General features: G+C 54.8%; 16 protein-coding genes. 6 read left to right on the top strand and 10 right to left on the bottom strand.

Features of this window, described 5'->3' with window-relative positions:
- Positions 1–2: 2 nt before the first annotated feature.
- Genes ACTU44_RS19880 through ACTU44_RS19865 form a run of 4 tightly spaced genes read right to left on the bottom strand, consistent with a single transcriptional unit; the run spans position 3 to position 2,238 of the window.
- The gene (locus ACTU44_RS19880; protein WP_462096190.1) at positions 3–263 is read right to left on the bottom strand and encodes a phosphopantetheine-binding protein; all 261 of its coding nucleotides are present in this window, start codon (positions 261–263) and stop codon (positions 3–5) included.
- Complete coding sequence (locus ACTU44_RS19875) at positions 238–1,077, bottom strand: lysophospholipid acyltransferase family protein (RefSeq protein ID WP_114098137.1); 840 nt, start codon at positions 1,075–1,077, stop codon at positions 238–240. The genes ACTU44_RS19880 and ACTU44_RS19875 overlap by 26 nt, the downstream gene beginning before the upstream one ends.
- Positions 1,070–1,831, bottom strand: coding sequence for a beta-ketoacyl synthase chain length factor (locus tag ACTU44_RS19870; protein ID WP_462096189.1), 762 nt, complete (start codon positions 1,829–1,831; stop codon positions 1,070–1,072). The genes ACTU44_RS19875 and ACTU44_RS19870 overlap by 8 nt, the downstream gene beginning before the upstream one ends.
- Before the next feature lie 8 nt (positions 1,832–1,839).
- Entirely contained in the window at positions 1,840–2,238 is a 399-nt protein-coding gene (locus ACTU44_RS19865; protein WP_147251976.1) for a hypothetical protein, read from the bottom strand.
- Positions 2,239–2,368: 130 nt separating this feature from the next.
- Between ACTU44_RS19865 and ACTU44_RS19860 the strand changes: the two genes are divergently transcribed.
- Both ACTU44_RS19860 and ACTU44_RS19855 read left to right on the top strand, forming a co-directional pair.
- Complete coding sequence (locus tag ACTU44_RS19860) at positions 2,369–2,935, top strand: 4'-phosphopantetheinyl transferase family protein (RefSeq protein WP_462096188.1); 567 nt, start codon at positions 2,369–2,371, stop codon at positions 2,933–2,935.
- A 473-nt stretch (positions 2,936–3,408) separates the two neighbouring features.
- Complete coding sequence (locus ACTU44_RS19855) at positions 3,409–3,813, top strand: DUF2218 domain-containing protein (RefSeq protein ID WP_114098141.1); 405 nt, start codon at positions 3,409–3,411, stop codon at positions 3,811–3,813.
- A 307-nt stretch (positions 3,814–4,120) separates the two neighbouring features.
- On the opposite strand, the gene ACTU44_RS19850 is transcribed toward ACTU44_RS19855, so the two are convergent.
- Positions 4,121–5,008 (bottom strand): LysR family transcriptional regulator, encoded by an 888-nt coding sequence (locus ACTU44_RS19850; RefSeq protein ID WP_114098142.1) that lies wholly within the window; start codon positions 5,006–5,008, stop codon positions 4,121–4,123.
- 151 nt (positions 5,009–5,159) lie between these two features.
- Here ACTU44_RS19850 and ACTU44_RS19845 point away from each other — a divergent pair, with 151 nt between their 5' ends.
- Entirely contained in the window at positions 5,160–6,659 is a 1,500-nt protein-coding gene (locus tag ACTU44_RS19845; RefSeq protein WP_462096187.1) for a CoA-acylating methylmalonate-semialdehyde dehydrogenase, read from the top strand.
- Between the two features lie 104 nt (positions 6,660–6,763).
- Here the strand turns inward: ACTU44_RS19845 and ACTU44_RS19840 are convergent, their stop codons facing one another.
- From ACTU44_RS19840 to nirB, 4 genes are read right to left on the bottom strand one after another with little or no spacing between them, the layout of a single operon-like run.
- A complete protein-coding gene (locus tag ACTU44_RS19840; protein ID WP_462096186.1) occupies positions 6,764–7,774 on the bottom strand; it encodes a precorrin-2 dehydrogenase/sirohydrochlorin ferrochelatase family protein in 1,011 nt (336 codons plus the stop codon).
- On the bottom strand, positions 7,746–10,454 hold the full coding sequence (locus ACTU44_RS19835) for a molybdopterin-dependent oxidoreductase (protein WP_462096185.1): 2,709 nt from the start codon (positions 10,452–10,454) through the stop codon (positions 7,746–7,748). The genes ACTU44_RS19840 and ACTU44_RS19835 overlap by 29 nt, the downstream gene beginning before the upstream one ends.
- Positions 10,444–10,794 carry a nitrite reductase small subunit NirD gene (nirD, locus tag ACTU44_RS19830; RefSeq protein ID WP_462096184.1) on the bottom strand — a complete coding sequence of 117 codons (351 nt, stop codon included), beginning with the start codon at positions 10,792–10,794 and terminating at the stop codon, positions 10,444–10,446. The genes ACTU44_RS19835 and nirD overlap by 11 nt, the downstream gene beginning before the upstream one ends.
- Before the next feature lie 5 nt (positions 10,795–10,799).
- On the bottom strand, positions 10,800–13,271 hold the full coding sequence (gene nirB, locus ACTU44_RS19825) for a nitrite reductase large subunit NirB (protein WP_336083904.1): 2,472 nt from the start codon (positions 13,269–13,271) through the stop codon (positions 10,800–10,802).
- A 777-nt stretch (positions 13,272–14,048) separates the two neighbouring features.
- On the opposite strand from nirB, the gene ACTU44_RS19820 reads away from it, so the two are divergent.
- The 3 genes from ACTU44_RS19820 (at position 14,049) to ACTU44_RS19810 (ending at position 17,285) form a co-directional block, all read left to right on the top strand.
- Positions 14,049–15,356 carry a NarK family nitrate/nitrite MFS transporter gene (locus ACTU44_RS19820; RefSeq protein ID WP_258548687.1) on the top strand — a complete coding sequence of 436 codons (1,308 nt, stop codon included), beginning with the start codon at positions 14,049–14,051 and terminating at the stop codon, positions 15,354–15,356.
- Between the two features lie 153 nt (positions 15,357–15,509).
- Complete coding sequence (locus ACTU44_RS19815) at positions 15,510–16,100, top strand: ANTAR domain-containing response regulator (protein ID WP_258548688.1); 591 nt, start codon at positions 15,510–15,512, stop codon at positions 16,098–16,100.
- Between the two features lie 3 nt (positions 16,101–16,103).
- Positions 16,104–17,285 (top strand): CmpA/NrtA family ABC transporter substrate-binding protein, encoded by a 1,182-nt coding sequence (locus tag ACTU44_RS19810; RefSeq protein ID WP_336083898.1) that lies wholly within the window; start codon positions 16,104–16,106, stop codon positions 17,283–17,285.
- A gap of 2 nt (positions 17,286–17,287) precedes the next feature.
- On the opposite strand, the gene ACTU44_RS19805 is transcribed toward ACTU44_RS19810, so the two are convergent.
- Entirely contained in the window at positions 17,288–20,053 is a 2,766-nt protein-coding gene (locus ACTU44_RS19805) for a sensor histidine kinase (RefSeq protein WP_336083896.1), read from the bottom strand.
- Between the last annotated feature and the right edge of the window lies 1 nt (position 20,054).

Genomic DNA, 20,054 nt, shown 5'->3' with positions numbered 1-20,054 from the left:
GGTTACGTCCCCTTCGCTGACTGAATGAATTTGGCCAGGTTCTGAACGGACGCAAAATGTGTTTTGACGTTTTCGTCTTTGGCATCGATACGGACATCATATTTTTTCTGAAGCGCGACGCCAAGTTCAAGCGCATCAATAGAATCAAGACCCAAGCCATCAACGAAAAGGGCTTCGGTACTATCAATGTCATCGACCTGCACATCTTCGAGATTAAGCGTCTCGATGATGAATGCTTTAAGTTCTGTTTCCAGCGAAGTCATATGTCAATCTGCTCAAGAAGTATTCTTTGATGAACCGGGTCAACGCACGCGACTGTTTGGCACGCGGCAACTCGGGATCATGAATATCGTTGAATATTATTGGTGGATCAATTTCCAGCCGGTATTGGATTTTTGACGGCGGAATACGATACCACGGAACCCCTTTTTTCAAGGTATCGTGATTACAATGTACAACTACAGGAATCAAGTCGGCTTGTGTTTCTATCGCTATGTTTGCAGCTCCGCGCTGAAGCTTGCCAAGCTTGTGTTTTGGCGGGGTTCGGGTGCCTTCCGGGAAAATCATGATATTGGCACCGGACGCCAGATGGTGACGTGCCTGGGTGATCAGGTTTTCCGGATTGTCGTCATTCCGGATAAAGCCCGCCGCCCGAACAACCCCGAACAGGAACGGATTGCGAAACAGTTCATGTTTGACCACACACTGGCACCGGTCCATCCGTGACAGGATCATCACAACATCCAGAAGTGTCGGGTGATTGGCGATAATCAACGTACCCTGCGCATCCTTAAGCCGATCAAGGTTATATGCCTGAACCCCGGCAACCCCGGTGATATCCAGCATCCAGGCAAACAGCCGAAAACCCCGACAGATGACAAACTGGGCATATTGACGGCGTTTTGCGCGATTGCGCAGAATGACCATCATGGCCGGGAAAATTGTCAGGGCCATAAACAACCCGCCAAGACCAAAGCTGCCAAATGCAAAGCCGGTTGCAATCAGCCGCCAATACCAGTTCAGGCCGCGGACTGGTTTCGGATGGGAGGGTGTCGGGGCCAGGGCGGAATCAGTCATGTCTTGAAAGTGTCCAGGCGGTGGTTTTGCCGACAATATTAATGCGCTCTGTGCGTGATGACAAAAGCTCGACCATCGCTTTTGCCTGATCGAATGCTTTGCCGGGCAAAAGCATATTGCGTTCTTCCGGGGCAAGGTTTGCGAAACCAAACAGATTGTCCGTGCCGGATCCCGCCTTGTCATGTGGATCAAAGCGAATGGCAAGCGCCATGCCGGTATCGGATTGTTCAATATGGTCCTGATAAATATCAGGTAGAGGCAGATCAACGAAGCACAGGACAACCGGTCGCGGGTCGGTCGCAAGTTGTGCAAGTGTTTCAGTCATTGCTGCGATCAGGGTGTCATCACCTGCTGAAATGGCCGTATGGCTTGCGGTGATTGACCAGTTGATGGATGCAACTCCGATAAAGGCATTATGGACCGACATGCTGAAATCAGCTGGCGACAGAGCCTCGTCCGTTGCGACCTGATGGAGCAGTTTGACGGTTCGTTCGATATTGCCATGTCGGGAACAGAATACGATGCGCGGATTGTCTGTTCCGGCAAGTGTGTGTGCAAGAACCTCGGCGGCGGCGCGACCAAACAGGTCAAGACGCCGCCGCCAGGCCGGTTTTATACTTTGCGCCAGTTTGGCCAGATCCGACTGTTCATGCGCAATCAGGTCTTCCCCGTTGCGTTTTACGGTCAGCGTAGCCTGACCATCGGTATTTTCCCAAAAGGCCCATTGCGGCATGTGGGCGCAAAGCAGCGTCATCTGAAGTCCTAGTTGGCAAGGGCTGCGCGGGCAGAGACCGCACGCAGGATATCCTGTCTCAGGTTATTGACCCAACGGTTATAGTTCCGATGAATTTGAGTGCCATTATAGTTCAGATTGGCGCTGTCGACATAAATGATCGAATACTTCTTTTGATCAAACGCGATCGCGACTTCAGCACTATGAGAGCGCGGGTTATAGGTCGCCTTGAGGTGACCTTCACTTTCGCGCTGAACGATCCAGTCACGTGCAGATGCGGTCTCAATGATGGTTGCCTCGATTTCTGCCATGCTGAGCTTTTCAACATCGCTCGGGAAGGGCTGGTTCGAGAAATTCTGAACGGTTGCCGTGCACGCGCCAAGTGCCACCAATACAATGGCAACAGCTGCAAGTTTCAAGCTACGCATTTTGATCTGCCTTGATTCTTTGTTGAAAACGAATTCAATTGATCGCGTTGATTGTCGGTCGAATGACATGATTTTTATGGAAGTCGACCGTGCTCGTGTGACCAGATTTCAGCAATAATGGATTGTGTTGGTGGCGACAAGTACCACTTTCGGGATAGAGGGCGCAGACGGGATTGAGCCGACATATTGTTGTGACGGCAATGTGGTTTATGTGCTTTGCGTCCTTGATGATTATCGGGAAATATCCCGGCCGCCGCGCAAGATGATCTCGGCAGTGGCGCACGAAATCCTCGAAAGCCTTGTGGTGATGATTGCCGGCGGATCTGATGGCCGGGTGTTCAAGGATCAGGATGGGCGTCCATGGGTTGAGATCGCAGGCGCGTCATTGGCGGTATCAATAAGCCATTCACGCAATGTCATTGCCGTGGTGCTTGCGACACAAGCTGACCTCGGGGTTGGCATTGATGTCGAATATATCGATCCCAGAAGGCCCGTGGCTGAAATGGCTGTCCAGATCGGTATGCCATCCTCAACAGAAATCGGTGACTTTTACGATGGCTGGTGCCGTTATGAGGCACTTTTCAAGGCAACCGGCATTGTCGACCCTGAACAGCAGGGGCGTTTGGTTGAATTCATGGAAATTGATCTTCATATGCCCGCTGGTTTTGCCGGGAAACTCGTTGTTGGTCGAGGTTGACCAAAGGTTTCTGCTCAGTTGTCTGCTCCGCGATGAATTGTTACGGGTTTGTGAAATGTTTCCCGCTTGGGCCCGGTGATATCTGCGATCAAACAGCAAGAACGGCATATTTGAATTCGGCCAGGGCCAAAAACGGACGCATTGCCATGCTCGGAGCGTCCAGACAAGTCTCAGCCAGTGCTTCTGGTAAGCTATTGTATTTAATTAATTTGTTGCGGTGCATTTGCGGGCCGAGCCGATCTTTTCAACAGTGTTTTTGATTTTTTCAAAAAAAATTGCCCGAACGGGTTGCGATATTCGGAATTTGCGACATTTTCCGCTTTAGAAAATGTGTGCTTTCCAGTAGAGCTCACATCTAAGTGACTGATGGTCACTATTGTCGCGTGCATCTGTTCTGTGCTATGCATGCGACAGGGGTATTGGGGAATTCGTCTGGCGCATTATTTGCGCCATAGGAAGAAATAGGTTTGCACATGTCTGACCGGATAGTCACGGCACAGGATACCGGTGAGGATGAAGGTGATGACCCGTCGTTGGAATCATCGGAGATAGCAAGCCATCCGGATATGGAATTGGATCAGGATATGGACGCCAATTATTGTTTTGCGGATATCTATGTACGTAACGCCCCCAGCTATCTGAAAGGTTTTCTCGGCTCTGTGCAGGAACCTATTCATGGTGAACTGCGCGACCCGAATACTGGTCTTCTGGCCTTCGAAGACGGGGTTTGTGAAATCTCTGCCACTTCGTCATTTCTGACGGTTGCGATGTCGGCCTCGGATGACAAGGGGCTTGATCAGATCCGTGGTTATTTCGAAGAAAAATTGCGGAGCCTGTCTGATCAGCAGATCATCGAATTTGACTGGCGCAAACATTGACCAATGGTCATTAACAAATCATCTGGCAGTTCAAAAGGTTGCCAGATTGCTGTCTGATCAGCACCTCATGCAGGCACAAAGACACAAACGTCTTTGTGCCTGATGTCGTTCGGGAGCTGTTTGATCCACCAGGATGTTGCCCTTCATCATCTTGGGATAAAAGGCATAAAGCCGCGAACGCCCGGTATTCGGTGAACTGAATCAGTTCGATGCTGCCGAACTGGTGCATTGATCCACAAGGTGGAAGTAACCAGAGGTGATCGGGGCCGGACGTGAGTTGAAGGTTGATGGATGAGTTTTGGGTGTTCTAATCAACGACGAACCGATCCCGCGCCCCGCGGACAACTCGCGTAACATATTCCGCGATTGCCGCAACACTTCTTGTATCCTTGGTGTCTGGATGCTGGAGCATCCAGTAATTTCGGGTGAAGCGGATTTCAGGCAGCAGACGGACAAGGTCGGGCACGCCTTCGGTGGCGTAGTCATGCAGGATGCCGATCCCATGCCCGTTGCGCACAGCCTCCATCTGGGCGACCACGCTGCCGCATTCAAAGCGGCGGCGCATCAGTTTTCCAAGGCGGGCTGCGTAGTCAAGGGCGCGGCTGTAAATCAGGTCTTCGATATGGGTGACAAACAGGCGGTCTGAAAGATCGGCCTCGGTCCGTACATCGCCATAACGTTCAATATAATCCCGGCTGGCATAGACGCTCAGCGTATAGTCGGTCAGTTTCTTGATGACCAAGCGCCCCTGTTTGGGGCGATCAAGGGTGATGGCAATGTCGGCTTCGCGCTGGGACAGCGAAAATGTCCTTGGTAGTGGCACAATCTGAATCACCAGATCAGGGTTTTGCGCCGCAAAGTGAGCCAACTCACTTGCAAGAAAATAGTTTCCCAAGCCGTCGGGGACGCCAACGCGCACCGTGCCGCTGATGGTTTCGGACTGGTTTGAAACGGCAGTTCCGGCACGCAGAAAGGCGGATTCAGCGGCCTCTGCTGCGGCCATTAGTTCCTGTCCCGCCGTGGTTAATTCCGATCCGGTGGTGCGCCGTTCAATCAGCTTGGTGCCGAGTTCCTGTTCCAGCGCGGTAAGCTGTCGGCCAACCGTTGCATGGTTAAGGCCAAGCTGGCGGGCGGCTGCAAGGATTTGCCCCTGTCTGGCGACGGCAAGGAAGATACGGAAACGATCCCAGTCCATGGTAGCAACTGACCTTTGATGACTTTAAATTTTGCACATCGAATTTGCAGCAATGATAATTGATGTGCATCGCAGTGCATAGTCATAATGGCTTACTTTGCCGGTCATGAAATCAGGCAATCCGAAATCAGGTTTAGTCGGGAGGAACCCCATGTCGACCCAGATCACTCATTACATCAATGGCAAGCGCGTCGCCGGTACGTCCGGTCGTTCTGCTGCTGTATTCAATCCTGCAACCGGCGCACAGAGCGGAACGGTTGATCTTGCCTCCAAATCCGAAGTCCGCGCCGCGGTTCAATCGGCTGCGGCTGTTCGTGATGAATGGGCCAATACCACGCCGCTGCGCCGTTCGCGTATCCTGAACAAATTCCTTGGCATCCTTGAAGAACGTTCCGAAGAACTGGCGGCTGCGATCACCGCAGAACATGGCAAGGTTCTGTCCGATGCATTGGGTGAGGTCACCCGCGGCATTGAGGTTGTTGAATTTGCAACCGGCGCGCCGCAGCTTCTTAAAGGCGAGTTCACCGAGAATGTCGGAACCAAGGTCGATAGCCATTCGATCCGTCAGCCGCTTGGTATCGTTGCCGGTATCACGCCGTTCAACTTCCCGGCCATGGTGCCGATGTGGATGTTCCCGGTCGCTCTTGCCTGTGGCAACTGCTTTATCCTCAAGCCGTCGGAACGCGATCCGTCTGCATCGCTGCTTCTGGCAGAATGGCTGACCGAGGCCGGTCTTCCTGATGGCGTTTTCAACGTGGTTCAGGGTGACAAGGAAGCGGTTGATGCGCTTCTGTTTGACCCGGACGTCACCGCGATCAGCTTTGTCGGTTCGACCCCGATTGCGAAATACATCTATGAAACAGCAACCGCGCAGGGCAAGCGTTGCCAGGCGCTGGGTGGTGCGAAAAACCACATGATCATCATGCCCGACGCCGATATGGATCAGGCCGTCGATGCCCTGATGGGGGCGGCTTATGGTTCGGCTGGCGAACGTTGCATGGCAATCTCGGTTGCGGTGCCCGTTGGCAAGGCGACCGCAGATACCCTGATTGAAAAGCTGGTTCCGCGCATCAATGAACTGCGCGTGGCACCGGGTACCGATCCGGCAGCCGAAATGGGCCCGCTGGTCACGGCGGCACATCGCGACAAGGTTGTTGGTTATATCAACAAGGGTGTCGAAGAAGGTGCAAAGCTGGTTGTTGATGGCCGCGACATCAAGCTTCAGGGTTATGAAGAAGGCTACTTTGTTGGTGGTACCCTGTTTGATGACGTCACCCCGGATATGAGCATCTACAAGGAAGAAATCTTTGGCCCGGTTCTGTCGGTTGTTCGTGCCGACGACTACGAAATCGCTGCCAACCTTGTTGATAGCCACGAATATGGCAATGGTACCGCGATCTTTACCCGTGATGGCGATACCGCACGTGAATTTGCCGCCCGTACCCAGACCGGCATGGTCGGTATTAACGTTCCGATCCCGGTTCCGATGGCCTTCCATTCGTTTGGGGGCTGGAAAGCGTCGCTGTTTGGTGATCATCACATGCATGGTCCGGAAGGTGTGCGTTTCTACACCAAACTGAAAACCATCACCTCGCGCTGGCCGACCGGTATTCGCAAGGGTGCTGAATTCGTCATGCCGACGATGAAATAACTTTTGCTATCCTGGCAAAAAGAAAGGCGCGCAAGGAGTGCTTTGCGCGCCTTTAGTTTATGTGGAATACGGGGAGCCATATATCCACAGGGTGATTTCGCGGCCTAATGCGTGATTGGCTGGGTCAGGGTGACGATATTGAAACCCTGTCGGGCAAAGATCTTGGTTTGTTGATGGATGCTTTCGCGTTTGTTCGCCGGATTTTCATCCAGACTGATGCAACCAATCGGGATCAGGGTGGCATCACGCCGGGCAAGCGTCAGGATATCTTCGGCAATGTGGTCCTCGTGAAACACGATATCAGCCGTTTCAATCGCACGCGCGATGCCATGGGGCAGGTCAAAAGCGGTATCGGCATGGATTTCGGCATCCATGATCTGACCACTGGGCACCGTCGCGCTGCTGCCATCCGGAACGAAGTGTCGCAGGGCATCATCAATATCCTCATGCCCGGTGGGGCGGTTTGTACTGCCCTGTAATCCGCGCTGGAAAAAATGGGTCCAGAACCGCTGGCGCGAGACATTGTCATGGAGATGATCGGCAACCTTTTGCCGTGCATCGCGGGCAATGCGGGCCAGTTGTGACATTGATGCCGGCAGAACGGTTTCTAGGCGCTGACGAATGATGCGCGCCAGGGCCGGGGCGCAGGCCCCGGTTGAAATCGTGATCATCACCGGTGCACGGTCAAGGATCGCCGGAACAATGAAATCGCAATGCGGGGTTTTGTCGACCACGTTCAAAAGGATATTGCGTCGTTTGGTGGCGGCCTGAACCCGCGTCGTCAGATATGGATCATCGGTAGCATCAAACACCATGACCGCACCATTGATCATGGTATCAACAAAGGGCGCGCTTTCCCAAGCGATCCGCCCTTCGTTCACCATCATGGCAATCTCGTCGCAAATTTCGGGCGCGATGACCGTGATGACTGCCTGGCTGCGCGCAAGCAGACGCAGCTTGCCAAGGGCGACTTCGCCGCCACCAAGCACCAGTACCTTCTTGCCCGTTACATGGATGAAGGCCGGGAAATAGGCAAAGTTTTCTGCTGTGTCAGGCAGGGGATGTATACCTGCCTGTGGCGCGTGACTATTCTGCGGCGCGCGGTAATGCGTCATCGAGAATCTCCTTTATCTCCGGCAGGCAGGATCCGCATCCCGTCCCGGCCTGAAGCAAGCGGCCAATATCGACCGCCGATACGGCGTTCTGTTCGGTGATAGCCTTGCTTATCGCAGCCAGTCCGACCGAGAAGCACGAGCAGATCAGGCGATCATTTATCGCCCCGGCATCAGGCATGCGTCCGGCCAGAAGGGCATTGCGTTCAGGTGGTGCTATTTGAGCAGAGGCAAACAGGTTTGAGACCCAGTCCCGGCCAAGGGCCTGTCGGTCCGGACCGACGAAAAGCGCACCCGTGATGCGATCCCCGTTCAGACGGGCAAAGCGATGAATACCTTTTTTACTGTCACTATATTCAATGACCTGCTGGTCATCTTCATTGGCCGCAATTGGCAACAGGGATTTGAACATCATCGGCTCAGACCCGGCGATTTCATAAATCATGCTGCCCGGTCCGGTTGCTGCCACCCAATAGGGAAGCCCGGATAAATCGACCGGCGTGCTTGAAAACAGCAATCCCTGCCATTTTGGAACAAAGGGTTCCAGTTTGACGGGGATATGCTTGCTTTCGGGTTGGCCGGAATGGGGGTCGACATTGGGGGGCAAAAGCCGACCAATCCCACCCGCGGCCGAAAAGACATCGTTCCAGTGCATCGGAACGAAAACTTGTCCGGGCATTTGTGCGTCACTGATTGCAATCCGCATCAGGGACGCGCCATGTTTGCTTTTGATCCGCGAAATGCCGCCATCCGAAAGCCCAAAACGTGCAGCGTCATCGGGATGAATTTCAAGCAGCGGTTCCGGACGATGGGCCGAAAGGCGTGCCGCCGTTCCGGTGCGTGTCATGGTGTGCCATTGATCGCGATAACGTCCGCTATTGGCGATCAGCGGGAAATCATGGCTGGTTTGTGATTGCGGTGGGATGTGGGCCACGCCCAGCATTTTTGCCCGACCGCTTGAGGTGGTGAAGATGCCGTCACCATAAAGGCGTTCGGATCCGCTCGCAGGCTGATTCTTGCGTGATGCAGGCCATTGGAACGGCTGCATGGCGTCATAGGCCGACTTCTTGGCCTTGCGCCAAATGCCGATGTCAAAGGCGCGCATTCCGTCATTTTCAAATTCCGACAGGGCGGCATGTTCGGCAAAAATGTCGCTGGGATCCCTGTATTTGAACGACTTGCCAAAGCCCATGGACTTGGCAACTTCGGTCATGATCCACCAGTCGGGCTTGGCGTTGCCCTGTGTGTCACGGAACGGGCGCTGGCGTGAAATGCGGCGTTCGGAATTGGTCACCGTACCCGATTTTTCGGCCCAGCCCGATGCGGGAAGCTTGATATGGGCATGGCGCAGCGTGTCGGTGTCATTAACGACATCCGATACGATCACCAGCGGGCAGCGCGACAGCGCAAGACGTACCCGATCTGCATCGGGCAGGCTGACTGCCGGGTTGGTCGCCATGACCCAGACCGCCTTGATTTCGCCGGTCTCAATCGCGCGAAACATATCGACGGCCTTATATCCTTCGCCCGGTTCAAGGGCATCCGATTTCCAGAACCGCCGGACGCGGTCCACATCGACCGGATCGTTCGGGTTCATATGGGCGGCAAGCTGATTGGCAAGGCCGCCAACTTCGCGTCCGCCCATGGCGTTGGGCTGACCGGTGACGGAAAACGGGCTGGAACCCGGTTTTCCGACACGGCCAGTTGCCAGATGGCAATTGAGGATCGAATTGACTTTATCCGACCCGCTAGAGGACTGGTTTACACCTTGCGAAAACACCGTGACGGTGCGTTCAAAGGCCGCAAACCAGTTAAACAACGTTTCCAGTTTTCCCAGACCTGAGCCGGTTTCATCGGCACTGTCTTGCAAATCGAGCCCGCATTTTTTCGCGGTTGTCTCGATATCCGGGCAGTCGGCACGGGCCTCTGCCACGGCTTGTTCGTAGCCGCTGACATGGCGGGCTACGTAACGAAGGTCGGTATTGCCCGTCTGGTCAAGCCAGGCCAGCAACCCGTTAAACAGGGCAACGTCACTGCCCGGTTTGATGGCAAGGTGCAGATCGGCAATATCGCAACTTGCCGTCTTGCGTGGATCAATTACGACAATCTTGGTGCCGTGTTTTTCCCTGGCTGCACGCAGGCGCTGGTTAAGCACCGGGTGGCACCATGCCAGATTTGATCCGGTCAGAATGACCAGATCGGCGATTTCAAGGTCTTCGTAACATCCCGGCACCACATCGGCGCCAAAGGCGCGCTTGTGCCCGACCACGGTCGAGGCCATGCACAGACGTGAATTGGTGTCGATATGAGGCGATCCGATGAAGCCCTTGATAAGCTTGTTGGCGACGTAATAATCCTCGGTCAGAAGCTGACCCGAGACATAAAAAGCCACCGATTTCGGACCATGCTTTTCAATGGTGTCGCGCAGACGGTCGGCCGTTTCGGCAATGGCCGTTTTCCAGCTGACCTGTTTGCCATCGACTTCCGGTTCAAGCAGACGAAAATCGCGCTTGGTTTCGGCCATGATGGTATCGATCAGGGCCGCCCCCTTGGAGCAAATGCGCCCAAGATTGGCCGGATGATCGGGATCACCGCCAACAGCCCATCCGTCACGGGTTGGCGAAATGATCAGGCCACAGCCAACGCCGCAATAGGGGCAGGTTGTTTTGACCTCATCCCGCATGGCGCAATCCAGCTTGCAGTTCGGTCAGGCCAACGCGGACGATCCCGTCAACGATCTGGCATTCGACCTTGGCGGCACATCCGTCATCGGGGCCTTGTGCCTCGCCGGTTTCAAGCGAAAACACCATGTTATGAAGCGGGCAGGTCACGAAATGGCCGTGCACAATGCCCTGCGCCAGCGGCCCCTGTTTGTGGGGGCAGCGATCAAGAAGGGCAAAGACCTGGTCATCAAGGGTTCTGAATATTGCGATCCGGTCAGTTTGGGTCTGAAGGGTACGTGCACCTTGCTGCGGGATGTTGGCAGCGGGGCCGACTTCTACCCATGTCAGATTGTTTGTCATGGCTCTTACTCCGCTGCGATCATCGAAAGGGGTTTGAACTCATGGGCATCAACGCCCTCGGATGCGCGTTCGGCCCATGGGTCGATCTGGGCGGTTTGCTGGCTGATCATGAAGCGATCAAACAGGGCCTTGCGATTATCAGCATCATCAACAACCCGTTCCTGAACATGTTTCAGGCCAACGCGTTCGATCCATGGTGCCGTGCGTTCAAGGTAACGGGCCTCTTCGCGGTAAAGCTGGATGAAGGCGCCGCAATATTCCCTGACCTCTTCATCGGTTGTGACCTTGCACAAAAGCTCGGTCGCGCGGACGTGAATGCCGCCATTGCCGCCCACATGCAGGTCCCAGCCGCCATCGGTTGCAACCACGCCGAAATCCTTGATGGTGGCTTCGGCGCAATTACGCGGGCAGCCTGATACAGCCATTTTGAATTTGTGGGGCATCCATGATCCCCAGGTCATTTTTTCCAGCTCGACGCCCATGCTCATCGACATCTGGGTGCCAAAGCGACACCATTCCTGCCCGACGCATGTTTTGACCGTACGAAGCGATTTGCCATAAGCGTGACCCGAAACCATGCCTGCGGCATTAAGGTCCGCCCAGACCGCCGGAAGGTCTTCTTTTTTCACGCCCAGCAGGTCGATACGTTGCCCACCGGTAACCTTGACCGTGGGAATGTCGAATTTGTCGGCAACATCGGCGATGGCGCGCAATTCGCGCGGATTGGTCAACCCGCCCCACATGCGCGGCACGACCGAATAGGTGCCGTCTTTCTGGATATTGGCGTGCACGCGTTCATTAATAAAGCGCGACGCGCCATGGTCGACATATTCGCCCGGCCAGGCGGCCAGCAGATAATAGTTCAAAGCCGGACGGCAGACATGGCAGCCATCCGATGATTTCCATTCCAGTTCCTGCATCACAGCAGGCATGGATTTCAGGTTCTTGGCAATGATCAGACGGCGCACGCTGTCATGATCATGCTCTGTGCAGGTGCAGATCGGCTTTACGGTTGCGGCCTGATAATCACCGCCAAGCGTCGCTGCCAGAAGGTTTTCGACAAGGCCCGAACATGATCCACAAGATGCGGATGCCTTGGTGTGACCTTTGACGTCATCAAGGGTCGTCAGGCCCTTTTCGGTGATGGCAGCAACGATGGAACCTTTGCAAACGCCGTTACAGCCACAAATTTCTGCGTCATCTGGCAGGGCTGCAACGGCGTCAAGAGGGTTTCCGGCGGATCCCCCGGCAAATGCCTGACCAAAGGCAAGGGTGTCACGCAGTTCGGTGACATCCTGCCTCTCTTTCATCAGCTGGAAATACCAGCCGCCATCGGATGTGTCGCCATACAGGACCGCACCCTTGATCTTGCCGTCTTCAAGAACAATGCGTTTGTAAACACCGCGTCCGGCATCGCGGAACACGATTTCCTCGGTATTGCCACCACCGGAAAAGTCACCGGCCGAAAACACATCAACACCGGTAACCTTCAGTTTGGTCGAGGTCACCGAACCGGCATAGCCATCGGTTTCGATCTCGGCCAGATGGTCGGCACAGGATTTCGCCATTTCAAACAAAGGTGCCACAAGGCCATAGCACTGACCGCGATGCTGGACGCATTCGCCAACCGCAAAGATGGCCGGATCACTGGTGGTCATGACATCATCAACGACAATGCCACGTTCGACTGAAAGTCCCGTGTCAGCGGCAAGACGCCCGTTGGGGCGAATACCAACAGCCATGACCACCAGATCAGCCGGGATCATGCGCCCGTCCTTAAGGCGAACGCCGGTTACTGTGTCCGTGCCGACAATTTCTGCGGTGTCGGCCTCTGTAATCACGGTGATGCCGCGCCGTTCAAGTTCCTGTGCAAGAAGATAACCGGCCGACGGATCAAGCTGACGTTCCATGACGTGCCCTGCCAGATGCAGAACCGTGACATCCATGCCCCGCGATTGAAGGCCGACCGCGGCTTCAAGTCCCAAAAGACCACCGCCAATAACCACAGCCGGGCCGCCCTTGGCGGCGGCGCCAAGCATGACATCGACATCATCAACATCGCGGAAGGTGACAACGCCATCAAGTTTGTGACCGGGAACCGGAATGATGATCGGGTCGGAACCGGTGGCAAGCAGCAGTCGGTCGTATTCGGTTTCGGTGCCACTTTTGGAAATGACCACTTTACGGATGCGGTCGATTTCAATCACCGGGTCGCCGGAATAAAGATGGATGTTGTTTTCCCTGTACCATTCCGGGGTGTTGATGACGATTTCGTCGAAATCCTTTTCACCGGACAGTAATGGTGAAAGCATGATGCGGTTATAGTTCACACGCGGTTCGGCACCGAAAACGGTGATGTCATATTTGTCGGGCGTGCGGTTGAGAATCTCTTCAACGGTTCTCATGCCGGCCATGCCGTTGCCAATGACAACCAGGCGGGCTTTTGCGGCTTTTATATTTGCAGGGACGTGGTTCATTTGTCTCTGGCTCCTCGTCGCGGGATGCGAAGTTGGCACAAAAAAAAACGCCCGATGCGGCCTGCCCTTTAAAAAGGCATTTCGCAACGGACGTCGTTATCCGGTGAACCCGTCTTTGGATTCTTTATATATAGGATCGGCTTTTCGGGCCGGAGCCGCAGGCGACACTGCCCGCGCTCATACCCCTCTATATTCAAGCGCCGTGCCAGAATGAAAGATATGCGAGATTATCTTTTAAGATGCTGGAATATAACGGAGAATCAAATCCCTTCGGTTGAAGTGTATTTCACCTGAGGCACATTAATGATTAAAAAATAAACAGCACAAAAGTGGTGAGGTTAAAATTTGTGCAAACTTTGCGCATCTTGCGACATCTGAAATTGTTCGTTGCATGCGCGATCACTTAAAACACATGGATTCCAGTGATTTATGACTTTTATCCCGCATCGCGGAAAAACTGGCGCGATGTTTGCACCATGTTTTCTGCGTGAGCGGCTTTGACGAAAGCATGCCTAATGACGGGTGGCTCACAGTTCTTCGTCCAACGGCGGACGATCAGACGTTTGGAACAGCAGCGCGACGAACGCGCAGTCTTTCCAAGACGAATGACGGGTCGCCTGCGGAATCCATCTGATGACGCATGAGGCCCATGGGGAAAAACCGTCGGTCGTACACAGCATCTCGCAAGCTCTGCGCGACCTAAACGAAGGGCTTCACATTATGGAAATCAAGAACAAGGCTACACGCATAAATCTCTTCAGTCTCAAGACTGTCCAGATGCGTACTTTTCACCTCACCTGGCTTTCATTTTTCCTGTGCTTCTTTGGCTGGTTCGGGATCGCACCCTTGATGCCGCTGGTCCGTGATGATCTCGGCCTGAGCAAAAGCGAAATCGGCAGCACGATCATCGCCTCTGTTGCAATCACGGTCCTTGTGCGTCTTCTGATTGGCCCGCTTTGCGACAAGATTGGCCCGCGCAAGACTTATACAGGTCTTTTGGTTCTGGGGTCGCTTCCGGTCATGCTGATCGGTCTTGCTGACAGCTATGAAACCTTCCTGCTTGCCCGTCTTGCGATCGGTTCGATCGGGGCATCCTTTGTCATCACGCAGTATCATACCTCGATGATGTTTGCGCCAAATGTCGTCGGCACGGCAAATGCAACGACGGCAGGCTGGGGTAACCTTGGTGGTGGTGTCACCCAGATGGTCATGCCGGCAATCCTTGCCATGGTGCTTGGTTTTGGCGTTGCGGAAACCATGGGCTGGCGGCTGGCGATGGTCTTCCCGGGGGCAATCATGCTGGTTGTTGCCGTGCTGTACTGGGTATTCACCACCGATTGCCCGGATGGCAACTATGATGAAATGCGTAAAAGCGGTGCGCTCAAGCCCGAAGACGACCATGCCGGTGCTGCCAAGGGCATGCTGGCTGCGGTTTCCGATTACCGTGTCTGGGCATTGTTCCTGGTCTATGCTGCTTGCTTTGGTGTCGAGCTGACCATCAACAACATCGCTGCGATCTACTTCTTCGACAAGTTTGAACTGTCTCTGGCGACGGCGGGCATGATTGCCGGTCTGTTTGGCTTGATGAACATTTTTGCCCGGACGCTGGGTGGTGTGTTCTCTGACAGGTTTGCGGCCAAGGGCGGCCTTTCGGGACGCGTCAAGTTTCTGTTCATGGCGCTGTTCATCGAAGGTGTTGCACTGGTTGCATTCTCGCAGATGGAAGCACTGGTCATTGCCGTTTCGGTCATGATCGTCTTTTCGCTGTTTGTGCAGATGTCAGAAGGTGCGACATTCGGGATCGTTCCGTTTGTCAATCGCAAGGCACTTGGTTCGGTTGCTGGTATCGTTGGTGCTGGCGGCAATGCCGGGGCAGTTGCGGCAGGCTTCCTGTTCAAGTCCGAAGCACTTACATATCAGGAAGGTTTGCTTTATCTCGGATGCGCGGTGATTGTTTGCTCGTTTGCGGCCCTTGCAGTTCGCTTCTCGGCGGCTACACAGGCCGAGGAAAAGGCACGGTTCGAAGCTGCACAGTCAGAACGTCTTGGTACCGCATCGGCGGCACAGCCGGTTCCGGCAGAGTAACAAAGACGTTGAAGATATCTCGGGATGCGGTTAATGCCGCATCCCGAACATTCAATCCGGATCCGCAAACGGACCGGAAGATAAAAAACAAGTCAGAGAGGCGCGGCCGTCTAGTGCAACATGCTCTTAGGCTGTCAGGGAGTTGGGGATACTTTGGTAAGGCTGGAAGAATACAACATTCTGGTAATCGACGAGAATCCCGACCGTGCGGCGATTGTCGAACGCGGTCTGGTCGAAAGCGGCTATACCCGCGTTGCACGTATCGGAACCTCGCACAATCTGGTCGAACGCATTCAGGCGTTGGCACCTGATATCATCATCATTGATCTTGAAAACCCGGATCGCGACACGCTTGAGCAGATGTTTCAGGTGTCACGCGCCATTGCACGTCCGATTGCGATGTTTGTTGATCAAAGCGACGCCTCGATGATCCAGGAGGCCATTTCGGCAGGGGTCAGTGCCTATGTGGTCGATGGTCTGCGTCAGGACCGTATTCGCCCGATCGTCGATATGGCCATTTCACGTTTCAATGTTTTTGATCAGCTCCGTCGGGAACGCGACGAGGCACAGGCCAAGCTGAACGAACGTAAACTGATTGAGCGGGCGAAGGGTATCCTGATGAAGGAAAAAGGCCTGTCGGAAGAAGATTCTTATGCGCTGCTGCGCAAGAACGCCATGAAGCAAAATCGCAAGATCTACGAGATCGCCCAAAGCGTCATCACGGCGTTTCAGTTGGAGTTTTAAGGAATGGCTGAAAAGGTTCGTCTTGGTTTTGTTCCTCTGGTCGATTGTGCAATCCCGGTTGTGGCGCGCTCGATGGGCTTTGCCGAGCAGGAAAACATTGATCTGGAGCTGGTTCGGGAAATGTCCTGGGCGGCCATTCGCGACAAGCTGTCTTATGGCGTCTACGAAGCGGCCCATCTGCTGGCCGGTATTCCGATTGCGGCCCGGCTGGGGCTTGGCGGCGTGCCGGTTCAGCATATTGTGGTGCCGATGGCACTTGGGCGCGGCGGGAATGCGATTACGGTTTCTACCCGCCTGTATCAGCGCATGCTGGAAGCCGATCCGGCCGCCATGCATGGGCCGCGCGGATTATCTGCCCGTGCGCTTAAAAAGGTGATTGATGAGGATCGCGCTGCCGGTCGTCCGGTTATGTCCTTTGCGACGGTCTTTCCGTTTTCAAGCCATAATTACGAGCTGCGCTACTGGATGGCGGCAGCCGGAATTGATCCCGACAAGGATGTCAATATCGGGGTGATTGCACCGCCACGGATGTTTGACAGTCTGCGCAATGGCTGGGTTGATGGTTATTGTGTTGGTGAACCATGGAACCAGCGCGCGGTGTTCCACGGGGACGGTGTGATTGTCGCCCTTAAGGAAGATATCTGGCCGCGCAGCCCGGAAAAGGTTCTGGGCGTGCGCGAGGACTGGGTCAATTCAAATCCCGATACCGCTTCAGCCCTTGTGCGTGCGCTGGTGCGTGCAGCCGAGTGGGCCGATCAGCCCAAAAACCGTGCCGAGCTTGCCCAGATGCTGTCGGCAGAAGCCAATGTCGGTGCCCCGTTCGAGGTTCTCAAGGCATCGCTAAGTGGAAGGCCGGTTCTCCGTCCGGGCGAGGCCCCAACCGAGGTGCCGGACCGTCATGTGTTCTATCGCTACACCGCGACTTTCCCATGGTTGTCACAGGGCAGCTGGGTCGGTACTCAGATGAAGCGCTGGGGGCAGGTACCTGCGGATGCGGATCTGAATGCTGTTGTGCGCCAGGTCTATCGACCGGATCTGTATCGCATTGCCGTCCGCGATCTCGATGTTGCCGTGCCAAAACATGACTGGCGGGTCGAGGGTGTCAATAATGCCGATGATCGTGCCTTTGTCGGACCCGACAGCTTCCTTGATAATTCGATCTTTGATCCGGAGACGGTTAGCTAGGATCAGGTGCCAAAGCTTTCAGGTTTGGCGGCGTCGATGGCCTCCATGATCTGGCCGGGGATGAAAACGCGGAAAGTCGCCCCTTTGCCGGGTGGGCTTTCCGCCCAGATTTTGCCCTGACAATGTTCGACAACATGGCGTGCAATCGCAAGTCCCAGCCCCGAACCTGACGGTTTGGGCTGATCATCGGCGTATTTGCCGCTGCGTGAAAACTTGTCAAAGATGGTTTCAAGCTCGTTCAGGGCAACGCCCCGGCCATTATCCGTGATCGATACCAGATACCCGCCATCCATTGCTTCGCCCCTGACCGTCACACTCGGGAAGTCCGGGTCCGAGAACTTGGCCGCATTGGACAGCAGATTGATAAAGACCTGTGTCAGGCGGTCCCGGTCGACATGCAGCATGACCGATTGCCGTGAAAGTTCGGTGGTTAGTGAAACGCCTTTGCTGTCAAACAGGCCTTTGACGGCCTCGACACTTTCATCAAGGACCGTGCGCGGATCGACATCAACCGCCCGCCAGTCAGAATGACCGGCTTCCAGTCTTGCAAGATCAAGATGATCGTCAATCAGGCGGGTCAGGCGTTCGCTTTCGCGGACAATGATGCTCAGGAAGTGCTCGACCTTGTCATGTTCAAGGTTCGGGGTATCAACCAGAATTTCCGAAAATGACCGGATCGATGTCAGCGGAGTTCTGAATTCATGGCTGACCATGGTCAGGAATTCATCCTTGAGCTTGTCCAGTTCCTTGAGCCGGTCATTGGCGGCCCGTAATTCGGCGGCGGCCTGTTCAAGTTCGTGGGATTTCTGCTCAAGGCGCTGGGAATATTCAATCACATGTGAGGTTTCCTCAAGAATTTCGAGAACCTCCTCAAGGCTGACCATTTCCCCCTTGGCAACCGAAGAAACCATCACACGTGCCGATGCCGCCCCGATGGAACCGGCCAGAAGCCGCTCGGTAAAGGCGATCATATCAGCATTGGCTTCGCCCTTGCCCCGCCAGGCGGTATCCTTTTGCCAGCCAAATTCACGGAACGAATTAAAGGCGCGCTCGCGTCCCAGGAACCGTTCGACCAGTTCATAAAGATCGTCAATTGATGCCGATGATCGCCAGATCACCGTATCCTGCCCTTTGCGCGAAAAGGCATCGACAAAAAGGGTCGCCTGAATACGTTCAAGCGCACTGGGCTGGGTAAACAGGCTGATCAGGATGTAAAAGCCGGTATTGAGCGAAATCGACCAGATCAGTGCATGGGTCAGCGGGGCAAAATCGCTCAGTCCCAACAGGCTCTCGGGACGCAACCAGGGGTGCCCGAATGCGCCATTCTGGATGAATGCCGGGTCCATCCAGCCGCTATCGGCAAGCGATGGCAGCAGCAGGGTATAGGCCCAAAGTGCAAAGCCGACGACCAGCCCGACCTGTGCGCCGGTTTTGGTGCCGCCCTTCCAGTAAAGTCCGCCGATCATGATCGGGATGAATTGCGCGGTGGCGGCAAAGGAAATCAGGCCGATCTCGGCCAGTGCATCGGTTGCCCCGGCCGACCGGTAATAGGCAAATCCAAGGAACACCACGACCACGATAGATGCCCGGCGAATGAAAATCAAAAGTCCGGTCAGATCATCGCGCTCGGTCAGGCGAAGCGGCTTGATGCGTAAAAGCGCCGGGACGATCAGGTCGTTACAGACCATAGTCGAAAGGGCGATGGTCGCGACAATCACCATGCTGGTGCTGGCCGAAAGTCCCCCGACATAGGCAAGCAATGCAAGAAGAGACTGGTTTTCAAAAAGCGGAACCGAAATCACGAAGAAGTCCGGGTCAGCCCATGCTGGCAGGGCGCCAAGCCCGGCAAGGGCAATCGGCAAGACAAACAGGTTCATCAACAACAGATAAAGCGGAAATGCCCAGCTGGCAGTCGCCAGATGGCGTTCATCGACATTCTCGACAATGATCACCTGAAACTGGCGGGGCAGACACAGGATGGCTGCCATGGACAGCATCATCAGGGTCAGCCAGCGTGGGGCGCCATCCTCGGGCAGTCGCAAAAGCTTGGCCGTGTCGGGATTGCTTGCGGCCTGGGCGAACAGGTCCCCGATACCGCCATACATCACAAAGCAGACAAAGATGCCAACAGCAAGAAGGGCAAACATCTTGACCAGACTTTCAAAGGCGATGGCGGCAACCATGCCTTCGTGATGTTCATCTGCGTCAATGAAGCGGGTGCCAAACAGAATGCCAAACAGCGCCAGTCCAAGGGCGGCCCAGAAGCCGCTGTCGGAAAAGACGCTGAGGCCGTGCTGGGCAGTATCGACAATCCCGGGATCAATGGCGGTCAGAACCGTATAGCTGGTCGCAATCGCCTTAAGCTGAAGTGCGATATAGGGGGTTGTCCCGATCACAGCGATCAGGGTCACGAGCACCGATAGCTGGGTGCTTTTGCCATAACGCGATGAAATGAAATCGGCGATGGATGTGATGCGGTGGGCTTTCGAAATACGCAGCATCTTACGCAGTAAAAACCACCATCCCAGAAAGATGACGGTCGGCCCAAGATAGATCGTCAGATATTCAAGACCGTTGCGTGCAGCCGTGCCGACGGCACCATAGAAGGTCCATGACGTACAATAAACCGCAATCGAAAGGGTATAGACCGTCGGGTTCCTGACCCAGGAATGACCGTCGCGTGCGCGTTTGTCCCCCCACCAGGCAATGGCGTAAAGCAATCCGACATAAAAAAGCGAAACAATGATCACCAGTTCCGAAGACAGCATC

The organism is Thalassospira sp. SM2505, from assembly GCF_054901115.1.
Note: the sequence above shows the minus strand (reverse complement) of the source record. Positions and strands in the feature narration are given on the sequence as shown.